The following is a 15,339-nucleotide window of genomic DNA, read 5'->3' as shown; positions in this document are numbered from 1 at the left end:
GAGGCGGGGAACGCGTCAATTGCCGGGGTTCAATTCGACTGGTAAAGCGGTCTCGTACTATTGCAATGCTTTCGCTCGACGCATTTTCTGCGACAATCGTGCAAGGCAAACGAAAACGTTACCCTCCGGATGAAAAAAGTTTCCCCGACGATTCGCGACGTGGCCGTCGCGGCGGGCGTGTCCGTCGCCACGGTGTCCAAATACATCAACGGCGCGCAGCGCTTTTCTCCTGCCGTCGAAGCGCGGCTCAAGGAGGCGATCGAGCGGCTCGGCTATCGTTCGAACCCGCTCGCGCGCTCGATGATCACGGGCCGCACGCGCACCATCGGGCTGGCGATTCTCGACATCAGCAATCCGCACTTCACGAACGTCGTGAAGGGCGCGAATCGCGTTGCACTTCAGCACGACTACACGCTGCTGCTCGTCGATACGGAAGAGAACCAGGCGCGCGAGCGTTCGCTGATCGAGGCGCTCGCGCAGCGCGTCGACGGCCTCATCATCAGCTCGCGCATGCCCGACGAAGAATCGCAGTGGATGCTCGACCTCAACAAGCCGCTCGTGCTGTTGCGGCGCAGTCCGGGCCTGCCGATTCCGAGCGTCGGCATCGACAACCGGCTCGCGACGTACATGCTCGCGCGTCATCTGCTGAATCTCGGACACCGGCATATCGCTTATCTCGGCTTCGGCCAGGCGCGCATCAACGACGAGCGTATTCGCGGCGTGCGCGAATGTCTCGACGAAGTGGGCCTCGCGCTCGACGTGCACGATGCCCACGCGCCGACCGCGCAAGCCGGCGAGCAGGCCTGTTCGCGCGTGATGCTCGGGCCGCAGCGGCCGCAGGCGGTGATCTGCTACAACGACCTGATCGCGCTCGGCTTCATGAAAGAAGCGGCATCGCTCGGCTTCAAGCTGCCGCGCGACGTTTCCGTGACGGGCGTCGACAACGTGCCGTATGGCGAGTACGCCGCGCCTGCCTTGACTACCGTCGATATCCAGAGCGAGAAGATGGGCGAACTGGCGATGCAGAAGCTCATCGACGCACTGGCGGGCCACGGCGAGGCCGAGCATTCGATGTTCGAGCCGCGGCTGATCGTGCGCGAATCGACGGCTGCCTGCGGCTGAAGCCTCGCTCATGCTCTGTACTTCGGAGAGCGCGCCGCGCGAGGCGGCGCGCGATGCCTGATTACGCATCGAGCTTCGCGGGCGCCATGCGCGGCGTCAGCACGTGCATGATCGCGAGCGCGAGCAGATAGGCGAGTGCGCCGATCGCGAACAGCACCCAGTAGTGTCCCGTGCGTTGCAGCACCTGGCCGATCACTTCGGAGAACAGCACGCCGCCGATCGAGCCCGCCATCCCGCCGATGCCCACTACAGCGCCGAGTGCGCGGCGCGGGAAGAGGTCGGATGCCGTGGTGAACAGATTCGCCGACCAGCCCTGGTGCGCAGCCGCTGCAAGGCCGACGATGCCGACGGCGACCCACAGGTTTTCCGCTTGCGACACGAACGCGATGGGCAGCACGCAGCACGCGCAGATCAGCATCGCTGTCTTGCGCGCAGCGTTCACGGTCCAGCCCTTGCGCAGCAGCGTCGACGAAATCCAGCCGCCGCCGATGCTGCCGACCGTCGTGATCGCGTAGATGATGACGAGCGGCAAGCCGATGTGCTGCATGTCCATGCCGCGCGATTCGTTGAGCCACTTCGGCAGCCAGAACAGGTAGAACCACCAGACCGGGTCGGTCAGAAACTTGCCGATCAGGAACGCCCACGTCTCGCGCTTCTTGATCAGTTCGCCCCAGCCCGGCGCGCGGGCGTTGGCGTGGCGGGCGTCGAGCGCTTCGACTTCGTCGCGCGGTTCGTCGAACGCTTCGTCTTGCGCGCTGCGGTCAGCGGGGCGATAGACCGCGAGCCACACGGCCAGCCACACGATGCCGATCGCGCCGATGATGACGAACGCCGCGCGCCACCCGTACATCACGGCAATCGCCGGAATGATCGCGGGTGCGAACACCGCGCCGATGTTGGCGCCGGAGTTGAAGATGCCCGTCGCGAGCGCGCGCTCGCGGCGCGGGAACCATTCGGCCGTGGTCTTGATGGCAGCGGGGAAGTTGCCGCCTTCGCCGATGCCGAGCAGCGCGCGCACGGCCGCGAAGCCCATCACCGAGCCGACGGCCGCGTGCAGCATCGCGGCGATGCTCCAGATGAGCATCGCGCCCGCGTATGAAATCCGCGTGCCGAGCCAGTCGACGATGCGTCCGAAGCACAGCAGGCCGATTGCATAGAACGCGGAGAACGCGATCACGATGCGGCCGTACTGCACCTGCGTCCAGCCGATCTCATGCTGGAGCAGCGGCGCGAGCAGACCGAGGATCTGCCGGTCCATGTAGTTGATGACGGTCGCGAAGAAAAGCAGCGCACAGACGGTCCAGCGGAAGCGGCTGGCGGCGCGTACGACGCCGACGACGGCAGATTGCATGTAAGTCTCCGTTCGCGGCATCGCTCGTCGCGCCGCGGTCTTTTCATGGCCGGCGACGAGCGCCGGGGCGGGGATGCGTCGCGCCCGGCTGGCGGCGCGCTTGCATGTTTCCGTCACGTTTGGAAAACGTTTTTCTAAGAATAGAAGGTTTGAGGCTGCTTGGCTAGTACGTGTTTTCGCCTATGTATGCCGGATATGCGTGCCGTGGGTGGTCGGATTTGCGTTTATGAAGTTAATCGTTTTCGTTCGAACGCACGGACATCTCACAGGTGTGGCGGGCAGCCATCTGGCGTACGATGGCTGTCAGTGGGAAAAATTATCGGGGGCTACATGGGCTCAACGTCTGAACGCCGTGCCGTGTCGAACATCGAAGCGATGGCGACTTTGTCGGAATACCTGGAACTCGCCTTGGATAAAGGCGGACATCTCGTGATGGTCAGAAGTCAGAGCGGGACCAGTTCTCTGTATCTCGGGGACGTCAGCGCGTCGGACGACGAGCTGAAAAAATGTGGCTCGATTCAGAATGAACTCGCCGATGCCATTCTGGCGTCGACGCAGTCCGGATTCAACGAACTGACTGTCAACGGCGGCGCCTACCGGTTCGTGCGAACGTTCACTCAGGTCGGCAACAAGGGCGCTGTGGTGTTCGCTTCGGTTTAGCGCCGGGTTTGCCGCGCGTCTCGCTCAAACCAGAAGGCACCAGATGGCGAGGAAAGGCGCCGGGCCGGATCGCATCGCGTGCGGGCTGCCGGGCGGATTGTGTATGCCGCCGCCAATGCCAGGGTCGAACCAGTCGCCGTCTTTCTGACGGAACTCCCCGGCAGTGAATAGCACGTACGCCTCTTCCGGCGGATGGCTATGGTCCGGGTATCTGACGTTGGGAACCATCACCGAGAATCCGAGTTGCACGTCGTAGCGGCTTTCCGCGCCGCCTGGCCCGCAAATCATGCCGTGCACGTGTCCCTCGACATAGTTTTCACTGCCGTGTAAGCCAGACGTCCGGCGCGACCACCCCAAGACCGGCTCGAGCGATTTGATTGCACGTGCGGCTGCGCCGATTTGAGTCGGCTCGTCCAGGACGGGTGCCAGCGCCGCGTCGATCCAGTCGCATGCGGGATAGCGGGCGCTGTGTCGCTTGCCGTCATCCGACGGGGTACGAAGCCGCTCGAAGACTCGGGACGCGACCTGCCTCCCAGTTGAAGGGAGCTTTTCGGACTGGAAGAGACTCTCCGTGATTCGAATGAAGGTCTGAATGTGTTCGGGGCGATTAGTCATGTCGTGCGCTCTAAAAAGAAGCCGGTCTTTCGACCGGCCGCAAAGCTCACCTCGGAGACACGCAAGCAACTTTTCTCGTCGCTACGGCAACTTGTGTCAGGCCGCCGCTTTCAGACTGCCGTGCGGATCGATGACAAACTTCTTGGGTACGCCCGAATCGAATTCCGCGTAGCCGCTGGGCGCCTGGTTGAGTTCGATGACGGTTACGTTGACGACTTCGGCGATGTTCAGCCGGTCCCACAGAATAGCCTGCATCAGATTCTTGTTGTATTTCATCACGGGCGTTTGACCGGTGAAGAACGAGTGCGACTTCGCCCAGCCAAGGCCGAAGCGCACTGAGAGGCTGCCGTGCTTTGCGGCGGCATCGGTCGCGCCGGGGTCGTCGGTCACATAGAGGCCCGGAATGCCGATCTTGCCGGCGGCCCGCGTGATTTCCATCAGCGAGTTCAGGACGGTGGCCGGGGCCTCGACCTGCGAACCGGAGTGACCATGACCGCGCGCTTCGAAGCCGACACAGTCGATCGCGCAGTCCACTTCCGCTTCGCCGAGCAGATCGGCAATCTGTTCGGCGAGCGAGGCATCTTCTGAGAGATCGACCGTTTCGAATCCGACCCGACGAGCATGCTCGAGCCGCACCGGATTCAGGTCGCCGACAATGGTGACGGCCGCCCCGAGCAGTCTCGCGGATGCCGCAGCCGCCAGGCCGACGGGACCTGCGCCAGCGACATAGACGGTCGAACCGGGCCCGACTCCCGCAGTGACGGCACCGTGATAGCCGGTCGGCAGAATGTCCGACAGACAGGTGAGATCGCGTATCTTCTCCATCGCGCGGTCGCGATCCGGAAACTTCAACAGATTGAAGTCCGCGTACGGCACCATCACGTACTCGGCCTGACCGCCGATCCAGCCGCCCATGTCGACATAGCCATAGGCGCCGCCTGCACGCGCGGGATTCACGTTGAGACAGACGCCGGTGTTTTGCGCCTTGCACATGGGGCACCGGCCGCACGCCACGTTGAACGGAACCGACACGAGGTCGCCTTTCTTCAGCGTGAGGACGTCCGAGCCGACTTCGATTACTTCGCCGGTGATTTCGTGACCGAGGACGAGTCCGGCCGGCGCCGTCGTTCGGCCGCGCACCATGTGCTGGTCGGAGCCGCAAATGTTCGTCGCGACCACTCTAAGGATGACGCCGTGATTCGCTTTGCGACCCGACGGGTCGACCAGTTCGGGAAAGGCGATGCTGCGCACTTCGACTTTCCCGGGGGCCACATAAACCACTCCACGATTGCCTGACATGCTGTCTCCTGATGTTATGCAAAGACTGGAAGGTGATCTTTCGCGCTGTCACTCACAGCCAGTCGGATTCGAAACTACAATCTGTCAGCGACACACAACCGCTCTCCGTGAGAACGACCTGTTGCTCGAGCTTGACGCCCTGCGTGCCGCCCTCTGCGCCGATGTAGCTTTCGACGCACACGGTCATGCCCGCTTCGAACATGCCGTCGTAACCTGCGCTGCCCCAATCGACCTGGTGCGCGATGGACGGATATTCGTCGACCATGCCGATGCCGTGAGCCAGGCAGCAGTATCTGTTTTTGATGAACGGTTCCGGGATCTTCCATGCCTTTTCCGAGAACTCGCGGAACGTCATGCCGGGACGCAGGAGGTCCATGTTGAAATGGACCTGCGAGTAGGCCAGCTCGTACAGCTTGCGCTGCTCATCCGACGGGCGGCCGTCACCGACGAGCCATGTGCGCGAGATGTCCGAACAATAGCCGTTGGGCCCGACCATGTCGGTATCGAATGCCAGCAGGTCGCCGTCTTGCAGCACGCGTGAAGAGCATTCGTGCATCCACGGATTCGTCCGGTCTCCAGACGCGAGCAGCCGCGTTTCGATCCACTCGCCGCCGTTGCGGATGTTTTCGTAATGCAGGTTGGCCCAGATGTCGTTCTCGGTCACGCCAGGACGCAGTTCGCGCCGCATGCGCTCGATGCCTTTTTCGGCCGTGCGCAACGACTCGCCGATCAACACGAGTTCACCGGACGACTTGATGAGCCGAGCGGTCTCCATCAAGGCCTGTCCGTCCAGCAACGCGATGCCGTGCTTTTCCAGGTACGCCGTACCGAACGGGTCGAGCCGGTCGACCGCCAGCAGGCGATCGCCGGGCGCATGCTGGCGGAACACGTCGACGATCTCCGCGCCCCATGTTTCAGCGCGCCGCTCGGCTTCATGGCCGGCATTGAAGAAAGTCCAACTGACGGCGCCACGAAGTTCGACGTCGAGATTCAATCCGTCCCATACGTGTTCGCTGCTGTGGAACTCCCACGCGACGATACGACCGTCGGCGAAAACCATCACATATCGCGCAGGATTGCGGCCGGCCCAGACCTGCATGTTCGAGGTGTCGGTCGCATAGCGGATGTTCACCGGGTCATACAGCAGAATTGCGGGACATTTGTGTTTGCGCAGTTGCTCTTGCACACAAGCGAGTCGATACGCCCTCACGTCCCGCACGATCCGTTCTCTTCCACCAAGCTCGACTGCGCAATCTGCATCAAACAGCTGTACGTCGGCCATTTCTATCGCTCCGGGGCGTTGTTGTGTGGGGTTCTACGAAGTGAAACGGGCTGGCATGCTCGGGCGCAAGTTGGCGCCGGAGCATGCGTTCCATCGCGGTCCGGTTGACCGGAAGCCGCGCCTGCGTTTCAGAGTTCCAGCACAAGGTCCGATGTCGGCCGGCTGCAGCAGAGCAGGCGAAGTCCCTTCTGAACCTCTCTCTCCCGGATGCCGCCTTTGTGATTCATGTCGACGGTGCCTTCAAGCACTTTGGTCTTGCAGGTTCCGCAAATGCCCTGGCTGCAAGACGACGGGATCGCGACGCCGGCTTTTCTGGCTGCCGAGAGCACAGTCTCCGAGGCGTTCATCGTGAACGTCTTCGAAGAGCGCGAGAGCTTCACGGTGAAGGTCTCCTGAGTGGCGGCGTTCTCCGGTGCAGCGGGCGCCTCCGGCACCGAGCCGGCGGCGAAGTCGAAGCTTTCCTGGTGATAACGATCGGGCGCATGTCCACCTTGATGAAGCAGTGCGCGCACTGCGCTCATGTAGCCGGCGGGGCCGCATGTGAATACTTCGCGTTCGATATAGTCAGGCACCCATCCGGACAGGAGTTCGAGACTGAGTCGACCTGTGGGCGCGGGCCAGCCTTCTTCATCGCCGATGCCTTCGCAAAGGAAGAATGTGCGAAGGCGCGGTGAAAGTTGCGTGAGCCGCTCCAGTTCTTTGCGGAAGACGATATCGGCGGGCGTTCTCGCGCTGTGAACGAACACGATGTCGCGATCGAGGCCGAGGTCGATGCTTGCACGTGTCATCGACATCAGCGGCGTCACGCCTGAACCCGCGGACAGGTAGAGCGATTTCTTCGCGGGAGCCGCCGTCGCTGTAAAGCTGCCCGACGGACCATACGCGCGCAACCCGGCTCCGACCTTCATGTTGTCGTGAAGCCAGTTGGACATGGTGCCGCCCGGCACACGTTTGACGGTGATGGACAGCAGAAACGGGCGCGTCGGGGGCGAAGAAATGGTGTAGCAGCGCTCGACAGCTTGACCTTGCACATCCGCCTGCACGGTCATGAATTGACCGGGTTCGAAGCGGACTGGCGAGCCGTCGCCCACGCGGAATTCAAACGTCTTGACGTCGTGCGTTTCGTCGACGACGCGGCAACACGTCAAGCTCTGCTGCTCGCTGCTCGGCCAGAGCCGGCCGCCGCTTTCCCAGGTGCTGACGTTGGACAGTCTGTCTTCGGCTTCCGGCGCAGGGTCGAACATTCTTTCTACCGAGTTCATGGAATCAAATCTCTTGAAACGCCTTGCGCCTACCCGGCTGCGAAGCCGCGCGAAACTGCGCAACGTGCATTGTCATAATCGCGGATTCAACCTGAAGTCGGGACGCCGTTGCCTGGCTCGTTCTTCTGATAGTGCCTTCGCACGATACGCCCGCCTGTGTTGTGGCTTGAGTATTGGTGGCGTGGAAAACAGCGTCAATGCGCTTTATTTTCGTGGCGCTATTACATTAAGTTATGCGTCGCCAGCAGGCTGGCCGGCGCCGGATTTCGTCGCCGTTCGAGCCGTCTAACTCAGTAACTTCCCTGGTTAGACGTATTGTGGGTGTTGCCGTCGGCTTCGCCGGAATCGTTCTGATTGCTCGCCCGTGGGCAGCGGCGGACGGCACGATCGATCTGGCCGGTGACTGCTGGCTGGTCGCAAGCTCGATGATCCTGGGCCTTTCATACATCTACGTTCGCCGTTTCCTGCCGCCGGCGAACTATCTTGCGCCTGTCGTCGCACTGTTGATTGGCTGGGTTGCCGGCGAGCGGTTCGGGCGGGTCGAGATGGCGGCTAGCGCCCTCATCTTCGTCAGCATAGCGTTACGGCGGGTTGGGCAGATGCAGACGGCAGGCGCTCTGCGCGGATGTTCAGCGCGGGAACCCGGTGCCGCGAGCTGAGCAGAACCAGCAATGGGACTGGCGGCAGCTTCGCCGCCGTCAGTCACGCCGTCAGTCAGTTAGGCAGCAGCACGGGCAATTGCGACTCGCGGCCGGTCTGCACGTCGAGCCACATCTGACGGCCGCTTGCCGAATGGCTGTAGACGAGCGCGCGCATGTCGCGATACATGCCGAGAAAGCCCATCAGCGCGCGCACATTGCGCTTGCCGTGATAGCGCAGCGAGCGCGACGTCTCGCCGTTGACGATGACGACAGGGTTGATCCTCACGAGCCGCGCAATGAGTTCAGGGTTGACTGTTTCCACGTTCGATCCTCGCTTGAAAGTACTGTCTTCGGTAACGTCCGTGGAGTGCGCTTCTTGAGCGTTCGGAAGAATCGGTAAGCGAGCGGCGAGGGCGCCCGCGTACGGCTAGTCGCGCACGTGTGCGACGGCGATCTGCAACACGCCTTCCAGATCGGGCAGGTCGACGGGCTTGGTCAAGTGCAGGTCGAACCCCGCGGCTTCCGTCCGCGCGCGGTCTTCGCTGGTGCCGAGCCCGGTCATCGCGGCGATCACGGCGCCCGGCGCCGCGAGCGCCTTGCGGATATGCGGCAACGCGTCGAAGCCTGTCATCTTCGGCATCGACAGATCGAGCAACACGAGATGCGGCTGCAACGTGTGAGCGAGTTCGATCGCGGCCGCCCCGTCGTACACAGCGTGCGCTTCGTGGCCGAGCACCTGCACGAGCGTCGCCATGCTGTCGGCGGAATCGATGTTGTCGTCGACGACCATCACTTTCAGATCGACAGGCTGCGCGGGCGCGGGCGCTTCGTCGTGCGGGCCTTCGTCGGCGATCGCGTGGCTGCATTCCGGCAGCCACACGGTGAACACGCTGCCTTTGCCGCGTCCTTCGCTATGCGCGTCGATGTGGCCGCCATGCAGATCGACGATTGCGCGTGCGAGCGTCAGCCCGATCCCGAGCCCGCTCTTGTCGGCCTGTTCTTCCGTCGGCGTTTCCTGCACGAACAGGTTGAAGATCGCGTCGATCGCATCGGGGTCGATGCCGCGCCCTGTATCGTGGATGCGTATCGCCAGCAGCCGCCCTGAACGAAACACCTGCAAGCCGATCGATGCGCCCGGCGGACTGAATTTCGACGCGTTGTTCAGCAGATTCTGCACGACCTGCACCATGCGCGTGAGATCGCCTTCGATATACATCGGCGTGTCGGGCATCACCACGTCGAGCGTCTGATCGCGCGCCGCCAGAAGCGGCGCGCTGCCTTCGATGCTCAGTTGCGCGATGGCCTGCATCGACACGGGCTTCGGCTCGATCTGCACGCGCCCGAGCGTCACGCGTCCGGCGTCGAGCAGATCGTCGACGAGCCGCGTGAGATGCGACAGTTGCCGGTCGATCAGCTCATGCTCGGGCACGAAGGTATCGTGATCGGCGGACTTCAGCTGCAGCATGCTGACGGCGTTGCGCAGCGGTGCGAGCGGATTGCGCAGTTCGTGTCCGAGCAGCGCGAGGAACTGGCTCATGCGCTGGCTCGATGCTTCGAGTTCTTCGAGACGCCGGCGCCGCGACATGTCGCGCGTGATCTTCGCAAAGCCCTGCAGCGCGCCGTTCGGATCGCGCAGCGCGGTCGTGATGATGTTCGCCCAGAAGATCGTGCCGTTCTTGCGCACGCGCCACTCTTCCGTTTCGATGCGGCCTTCGCGCGCGGCGAGTTCGAGATCGCGTTTCGGCCTGCCCACTGCGACGTCTTCAGGCGTGTAGAAGAGCGCGGCCGACTGGCCGAGCACTTCGTCTGGCGCGTAGCCCATCACCTGGGTCGATCCCGCGCTCCACGTGGTGATGTGGCCGTGCGGGTCGAGCATCGTGATCGCATAGTCCTTGATCGCGTCGACGAGCACGCGAAAGCGCTTGTCGAGTTCTCGTGCGCTGAAGCGCTCGGTCACGTCGCGTATGAAGTAGGCGAGTTCGATGTGTCCGTCGAAGTGCACGGGGCACACGGACAGTTCCGCAGGAAACTCGTTGCCGTCGATGCGCTGCGCGATCAGTTCCGTGCGGCTGCGGTTGGAGGGCACATCGGCGTTCGGTTCCGGCGTGATCCTGAACACGTCGAGTTCGGCATAGCGCGCCTTGCAGCGCGCGGGGACCAACACGTCCAGCATCGGCCGTCCCATCACGGCATCGCGCGCGTAGCCGAAGGTGCGCGTCGCGGCATCGTTCCATTCGATGATGATGCCGTCCGCGTCGGTGCACACGAACGCATCGTGCGTCGTGTCGAGCACCAGACGGCGGCGGCGCAGCGACGCTTCGAGCTTGCTGTCCGCAGCTTCGCGCAGGCTGATCTCGGTGCGCAGCCGCGCGATGGTGATGGTGTTCTGCTCGATCAGCGCGCGGTTCTCCGCGAACACGCGCTGATGCGCCATGCCCGACGCGACGAGCGACGTGATGCGTTCGAGCGTCTCGATGTCCTCGTTCGAAAATGCGCCGGGGCTGCCCGCCATCAGCTTCACCACGCCTGCCACTTCGGACTGATAGAGCAGCGGGGCGACGATCATCGACGTCGCGCCCACGCGCCTGCATGCGGCCGCATCGACGCGCGTATCGTTCGCCGTATCGACGCTGTACAGCAGATGCTTTTCAACCGAGCACAGTCCCGACAGACTGCCGTCGCGCTTGAGGCGCAAGCCGACATGATGCGCGATGGTGCCGCTGCACGCGCGATATACCATGTCCTCGCCATCGACCCATTCGACCACGGACGCATGCGCGGCGGGCACCAGTTCGAGCAGCGCGTCGGTGACGAGCGACAGGAAGCGGTCGAGATCCAGCTTCGCGGCGGCGATTCTGGAATGCGCGTCAATCAGCTTTCTCAAACGCGCATTCGTCGAGCGCTCGCGATTGAGCAGGGCGGCGGTGTCGGTCGTATCGATCTGTCTGTCCTGGCTGGCATTCATCGTGGGGCAAGCTCCGTTCGACGTCGGTGGCGCGTGCGTGGGAAACATCGTGAGTGCTCGCATGCGGCATTCCCATGCAGCATGCATAGAGATGCGAAGCGCTGTTTCAACGGTTATACACGCTTGCGCGGCGGGCGCTCAAGCGCGCGATATAGCGCTATTCGGATCGAGCATCGCGTGTCGTTGCCAGAGTCAAGTATCGCGTGTCGTCGCGCTGTAGTTTGGCTTCGGCAGCGAGGAGGGCGCGCTGTGCATCGGATAGCGGCAGTTATAAAAAATGCATGCCGTTCAGGTTCAATACAGCGAATAGCGCGAATACGTTTCGATCGGAATGATGGCCTGCGAAGGCACGGGAGAGCCTTCGCGTGCGGCCTTCAGATGATCGACAACGGTGCGCAGCATCAAAGGCATGTCCTGCGTCAGCAGATAGTCGATCGCGTCGGAGCGCAGCAGCGGTTCGGTGATGCGGTTGACCTCGTGCGTCACATAGAGCGTGCGCCCCGTGAGATCGTGCTCGCGCAACGCGGCCGCCAGCCCTTCATTGCCGCCCGCGACGTTGTAGATGCCGTCGAGCTTGCCATGCGCCTTCAGGAAATGCGTGGTCGCTTCGTAAGTCGCGGCGCCCGAGTCCGCGCCCTTGATCACCTCGACCAGGTTCACATGTGGAAAGCGCTGCCGCAATAGCGAACGGAAGCCGATCTCGCGATCTTCGTGACAGGTGTACGAAAACGTCGCCACGATCACCGCGACATCGGGCGAGGGATGCGCCTGCAGATGACGTCCGATCAGAAAGGCGGCCGCTTGCCCGGCCGCGCGGTTGTTCACGCCGACGTAGGTGTGACGCGCGTCGGCGTCGACGTCGGTGATCAGCGTGACGACCGACTTGCCCGCCGCCTTGCATTCGCGCAAGGCCGACGACGTCGTCGGCGTATTCGTGCAGATGATGCCGATGCCGTCCACTTCAGCCGTCGCCTGGCGGACACGGGCCGCGACTTCGTCATCCGATGCGCCCACGCATCGCACCACTTCGAGCCGCACGCCGCGCGCGTCGAACTCCGTTGAGAGCGCATCCGCCGTGCGCATCAGTTCGTCGGTGAAGGCGTCGCCCGCCTGGGCGAGCAGGCGGAATTCGAACGCGTTCTGCGTTGCGCGGCCGGCCGCTTTCGCCGCGGAACCCGTGCCCAGTTGCTTCAGCGCGGCTTCGACCGCGCGGCGCGTGCGCGGATGCACGCCGGGCCGGTCGTTGAGCGCACGGTCGATCGTCGCGCGGCTCAGCTGCGTGATCTCCATGAGTTGCTTGAGCGTCGGCTTGCTTTTCATCGTGGCTCCTGGCGCTGCGGGTCGAGATGTTGCATGGACTCGATTTTGCCTCATATTGAGGCGTTTGTGCAGACACCGGAGAAACGTGCTGGGGCGGTTCATGGATTACCCTTGGTAGCTCAATATGAGGCAAAAATGACTTTGACGTGTGCTCATAATGAGTCTTTAATCGACTCACCGATGATCAATGCCCCGGCGGACCGACAGCCGGTCAAACGCCAGGCGCGCACTGGGAGCCCCGCATGTCCGACCAGCAAGACAACTCGAAGCCGATCACGATGGACGACTGGTACAGATGCCCGCTCGATCGCAAGGTGCTCAAGGAGCTCACGCGGCGCAACGACCGCGATGCGCTCCTCTACCTCGGCGGCTTTCTGGCGCTGGTCGCGGGCAGCGGCGTGCTGGCCTGGCTGTCGCTCGGCACGTGGTGGTGCGTGCCCGCATTCCTGCTGTACGGGACGATCTATGCCTTCGCCGAGGCGATGGAACACGAACTGCGCCATCGCACGCCGTTTCGCAGCGAGTGGCTGAACGCGTCGGTGCACTGGCTGATCTGCTTCATGACGTGGCGCGAGCAGATCTATAGCCGCTGGTCGCATGCGCAACATCACACGTACACGCATCTGACGGCGACTGTGCCCGCCGATGTCGAAATCGCCGTCAAGCGGCCGCCGAACTATCTGAAGCTCGCGACGGACTTTCTGCGCGTTTCGCACGGCATTCATCATCTCGGCAATATCGTGCTGCACAGCCTCGGCATCGTGTCGAGCAGTGCGAAGGCCGTCGTGCCGCCGACGGAATATCGCGCGATGTGCCGAAACTCGCGGATCGTGCTCGCGCTCTATGTCGCCGTGATTGCGTGGTCGATCGCCGCGCATAGCTGGCTGCCCGTCGTGTTCCTTCTGTTGCCGCGTGCTTATGGCGCGTGGCTGCATGAGCTGCTGGCCATCACGCAGCACACGGGTCTGCGCGAAAACGAACTCGACCATCGCTTCTCGACGCGCACCATCCGGCTGAACCCCGTTCTCCAATTGCTCTACTGGAACATGAACTATCACGTCGAGCATCACATGTTTCCGAACGTGCCGTTCCATGCGCTGCCGAAGTTGCGCCGCGCGATCGAAGCGGATTTGCCGCCTGCTTACGACGGACTCTTCAGTGCGTGGGGCGAGATTCTGCACTTCCTGCGCATGCAGCGGCACGACCCCGGTTTCATGATTACGCCGCGCGTGCCGGGCAAGACACTCGAAACGAATACGCCCCAATCCGGCGACGAACGGCTCGTCGCCCAGCCACGCTGAACCTGAACGGAATACACACGAACACACAGGAGCACACGATGAACATTCTGCAATGGCATCAGGTCTGTGCATGCGACGACATCGACGAAGAGGACGTCATGGAGTTCGAGCACGAAGGCAAGCTGTACGCCGTCTATCACACGGCCACCGGCTTCTACGCGACAGCGGGTCTCTGCACGCACGAAACGGCGCGGCTCGCCGACGGATTCGTGTTCGGCGAGGTGATCGAATGCCCGATGCACATGGGGCGCTTTCATATCCCCACGGGTGCAGCGAAGGGCGCGCCCGTGTGCGTGAACCTCGTCACGCATCCCGTGAAGACGGAAGACGGCAACGTGTTCATCGGTCTCGCCGCCGACTGATCGAAGCATTCCGCCGACGCGCGGCATCGGCACATCACAACATCATGGAGACAACGATGAGATTATCCGTCAGCAAGGCAAGGAAAGCGATCTGTGTCGCCGCAGCGGTGCTGGGCATTGGGTTGTGCGCGGCCGCGCATGCCGGGCCCGTCGCGCACTTCGATTTCATCACGCATGCGCCCGATTCGGACGCTTGGTGGAACACGGTGAAAAACGGCATCAAGCAGGCCGATGAAGATTTCAACGTGCAGACCGACTATCGCAATCCGCCGAGCGGCGATATCGCCGACATGGTTCAGCTCGTGAATCAGGCTGCGGCGCGCAACTACGACGGCGTGGTGACGACCATCGCCGATTACGATCTGCTCAAAGGCTCGATCTCGCGTCTGAAGGCAAAGAGCATTCCGTTCGTCACCGCCAACACGGGCACGGAAAAGCAGAGCGCGGATCTCGGCGCGTTGCTGCACGTCGGGCAGCCTGAATATCTGGCGGGCAAGGAAGCGGGGTTGCGCGCGAAGGCCGACGGCATCAGGACGTTTCTGTGCGTGAACCATTACGCGACCAACCCGCTGTCGTTCGAGCGTTGCCGTGGCTTCGCCGAAGCGATCGGCGCTGACATGAAGACTTCGGTGCTCGACGCAGGGACGGATCCAACGGATATCGAATCGAAGGTCAGCGCGTATCTGCGCTCGCATCCGAACACGCAGGCCGTGCTCACGCTCGGTCCGACATCTGCCGACCCGACCCTACGCGCCGTCAAGAAGGCGGGACTGGCGGGCAAGATCTGGTTCGCGACGTTCGATATCGACACGGATGTCGCGAAGGGCATCAAGGACGGCACGATCAAGTTCTGCACCGACCAGCAGCCTTATCTGCAGGGTTATATCCCCGTCGCGATGCTCGCGATCATGCATCGGAATCACAACACGGATGTCGTGCAGGCCCGCAACGAACTGGAGAAGGACGCGAAGTTCATCAAACGGCTGCAGGACTACGGGCTGAAACCTGTCTACGAAGCGCGCAACATCAGTTCGGGGCCGGGCTTCATCACGCCGCAGAACATCGATCAGGTTTCGGCGCTGGCGGGACGGTACCGATAAGCCGCGATCGTTTCAGCAAACTCGTTTTTGCAGGCGTCTCCACCGCCGGCACTTTTCCC

General features: G+C 62.7%; 15 protein-coding genes. 7 read left to right on the top strand and 8 right to left on the bottom strand.

Annotated features, from left to right (window positions below):
• Positions 1–129: 129 nt before the first annotated feature.
• Positions 130–1,122: a LacI family DNA-binding transcriptional regulator gene (locus G3N95_RS03470; protein WP_241018183.1), complete on the top strand. Its 993-nt coding sequence runs from the start codon at positions 130–132 to the stop codon at positions 1,120–1,122.
• A 61-nt stretch (positions 1,123–1,183) separates the two neighbouring features.
• On the opposite strand, the gene G3N95_RS03465 is transcribed toward G3N95_RS03470, so the two are convergent.
• On the bottom strand, positions 1,184–2,473 hold the full coding sequence (locus G3N95_RS03465) for an MFS transporter (RefSeq protein ID WP_205968535.1): 1,290 nt from the start codon (positions 2,471–2,473) through the stop codon (positions 1,184–1,186).
• A 306-nt stretch (positions 2,474–2,779) separates the two neighbouring features.
• Here G3N95_RS03465 and G3N95_RS03460 point away from each other — a divergent pair, with 306 nt between their 5' ends.
• Positions 2,780–3,133, top strand: coding sequence for a hypothetical protein (locus G3N95_RS03460; RefSeq protein ID WP_346778347.1), 354 nt, complete (start codon positions 2,780–2,782; stop codon positions 3,131–3,133).
• Between the two features lie 24 nt (positions 3,134–3,157).
• Here G3N95_RS03460 and G3N95_RS03455 read toward each other — a convergent pair whose 3' ends face one another.
• From G3N95_RS03455 to G3N95_RS03440, 4 genes are all read right to left on the bottom strand, one after another.
• A complete protein-coding gene (locus G3N95_RS03455) occupies positions 3,158–3,748 on the bottom strand; it encodes a dimethylsulfoniopropionate lyase (protein ID WP_205968534.1) in 591 nt (196 codons plus the stop codon).
• Between the two features lie 96 nt (positions 3,749–3,844).
• The gene (gene fdhA, locus G3N95_RS03450; RefSeq protein ID WP_205968533.1) at positions 3,845–5,047 is read right to left on the bottom strand and encodes a formaldehyde dehydrogenase, glutathione-independent; all 1,203 of its coding nucleotides are present in this window, start codon (positions 5,045–5,047) and stop codon (positions 3,845–3,847) included.
• Between the two features lie 52 nt (positions 5,048–5,099).
• Positions 5,100–6,329: a Xaa-Pro peptidase family protein gene (locus tag G3N95_RS03445; protein ID WP_205968532.1), complete on the bottom strand. Its 1,230-nt coding sequence runs from the start codon at positions 6,327–6,329 to the stop codon at positions 5,100–5,102.
• 128 nt (positions 6,330–6,457) lie between these two features.
• The gene (locus tag G3N95_RS03440) at positions 6,458–7,591 is read right to left on the bottom strand and encodes a hybrid-cluster NAD(P)-dependent oxidoreductase (protein ID WP_205968531.1); all 1,134 of its coding nucleotides are present in this window, start codon (positions 7,589–7,591) and stop codon (positions 6,458–6,460) included.
• Between G3N95_RS03440 and G3N95_RS03435 the strand changes: the two genes are divergently transcribed.
• Positions 7,590–7,880, top strand: coding sequence for a hypothetical protein (locus tag G3N95_RS03435; protein WP_205968530.1), 291 nt, complete (start codon positions 7,590–7,592; stop codon positions 7,878–7,880). The genes G3N95_RS03440 and G3N95_RS03435 overlap by 2 nt on opposite strands.
• A 28-nt stretch (positions 7,881–7,908) precedes the next feature.
• Positions 7,909–8,250, top strand: coding sequence for a hypothetical protein (locus G3N95_RS03430; protein ID WP_205968529.1), 342 nt, complete (start codon positions 7,909–7,911; stop codon positions 8,248–8,250).
• Positions 8,251–8,305: 55 nt separating this feature from the next.
• Here the strand turns inward: G3N95_RS03430 and G3N95_RS03425 are convergent, their stop codons facing one another.
• From G3N95_RS03425 to G3N95_RS03415, 3 genes are all read right to left on the bottom strand, one after another.
• Positions 8,306–8,554: a hypothetical protein gene (locus G3N95_RS03425; protein WP_205968528.1), complete on the bottom strand. Its 249-nt coding sequence runs from the start codon at positions 8,552–8,554 to the stop codon at positions 8,306–8,308.
• Positions 8,555–8,659: 105 nt separating this feature from the next.
• Positions 8,660–11,197 (bottom strand): PAS domain S-box protein, encoded by a 2,538-nt coding sequence (locus tag G3N95_RS03420; protein WP_205968527.1) that lies wholly within the window; start codon positions 11,195–11,197, stop codon positions 8,660–8,662.
• Positions 11,198–11,491: 294 nt separating this feature from the next.
• Positions 11,492–12,517 (bottom strand): LacI family DNA-binding transcriptional regulator, encoded by a 1,026-nt coding sequence (locus tag G3N95_RS03415; protein WP_205968526.1) that lies wholly within the window; start codon positions 12,515–12,517, stop codon positions 11,492–11,494.
• A 242-nt stretch (positions 12,518–12,759) separates the two neighbouring features.
• On the opposite strand from G3N95_RS03415, the gene G3N95_RS03410 reads away from it, so the two are divergent.
• From G3N95_RS03410 to G3N95_RS03400, 3 genes are read left to right on the top strand one after another with little or no spacing between them, the layout of a single operon-like run.
• Entirely contained in the window at positions 12,760–13,818 is a 1,059-nt protein-coding gene (locus tag G3N95_RS03410; protein ID WP_205968525.1) for a fatty acid desaturase, read from the top strand.
• A gap of 38 nt (positions 13,819–13,856) precedes the next feature.
• Complete coding sequence (locus tag G3N95_RS03405; RefSeq protein ID WP_109483387.1) at positions 13,857–14,180, top strand: non-heme iron oxygenase ferredoxin subunit; 324 nt, start codon at positions 13,857–13,859, stop codon at positions 14,178–14,180.
• Between the two features lie 56 nt (positions 14,181–14,236).
• Positions 14,237–15,280 carry a sugar ABC transporter substrate-binding protein gene (locus G3N95_RS03400; RefSeq protein ID WP_205968524.1) on the top strand — a complete coding sequence of 348 codons (1,044 nt, stop codon included), beginning with the start codon at positions 14,237–14,239 and terminating at the stop codon, positions 15,278–15,280.
• Positions 15,281–15,339: the final 59 nt, after the last annotated feature.

Origin of the sequence: Paraburkholderia sp. Tr-20389, assembly GCF_017104565.1 — a bacterium.
Taxonomy (GTDB): domain Bacteria; phylum Pseudomonadota; class Gammaproteobacteria; order Burkholderiales; family Burkholderiaceae; genus Paraburkholderia.
This window is presented reverse-complemented; position numbering and strand designations above follow the sequence as displayed.

Coding starts and splice junctions, on each gene's coding strand:
- G3N95_RS03470 (WP_241018183.1), top strand. CDS start 130: ATGAAAAAAGTTTCCCCGACGATTCGCGACGTGGCCGTCGCGGCGGGC.
- G3N95_RS03465 (WP_205968535.1), bottom strand. CDS start 2,473: ATGCAATCTGCCGTCGTCGGCGTCGTACGCGCCGCCAGCCGCTTCCGC.
- G3N95_RS03455 (WP_205968534.1), bottom strand. CDS start 3,748: ATGACTAATCGCCCCGAACACATTCAGACCTTCATTCGAATCACGGAG.
- fdhA (WP_205968533.1), bottom strand. CDS start 5,047: ATGTCAGGCAATCGTGGAGTGGTTTATGTGGCCCCCGGGAAAGTCGAA.
- G3N95_RS03445 (WP_205968532.1), bottom strand. CDS start 6,329: ATGGCCGACGTACAGCTGTTTGATGCAGATTGCGCAGTCGAGCTTGGT.
- G3N95_RS03435 (WP_205968530.1), top strand. CDS start 7,590: ATGGAATCAAATCTCTTGAAACGCCTTGCGCCTACCCGGCTGCGAAGC.
- G3N95_RS03440 (WP_205968531.1), bottom strand. CDS start 7,591: ATGAACTCGGTAGAAAGAATGTTCGACCCTGCGCCGGAAGCCGAAGAC.
- G3N95_RS03420 (WP_205968527.1), bottom strand. CDS start 11,197: ATGAATGCCAGCCAGGACAGACAGATCGATACGACCGACACCGCCGCC.
- G3N95_RS03415 (WP_205968526.1), bottom strand. CDS start 12,517: ATGAAAAGCAAGCCGACGCTCAAGCAACTCATGGAGATCACGCAGCTG.
- G3N95_RS03410 (WP_205968525.1), top strand. CDS start 12,760: ATGTCCGACCAGCAAGACAACTCGAAGCCGATCACGATGGACGACTGG.
- G3N95_RS03405 (WP_109483387.1), top strand. CDS start 13,857: ATGAACATTCTGCAATGGCATCAGGTCTGTGCATGCGACGACATCGAC.
- G3N95_RS03400 (WP_205968524.1), top strand. CDS start 14,237: ATGAGATTATCCGTCAGCAAGGCAAGGAAAGCGATCTGTGTCGCCGCA.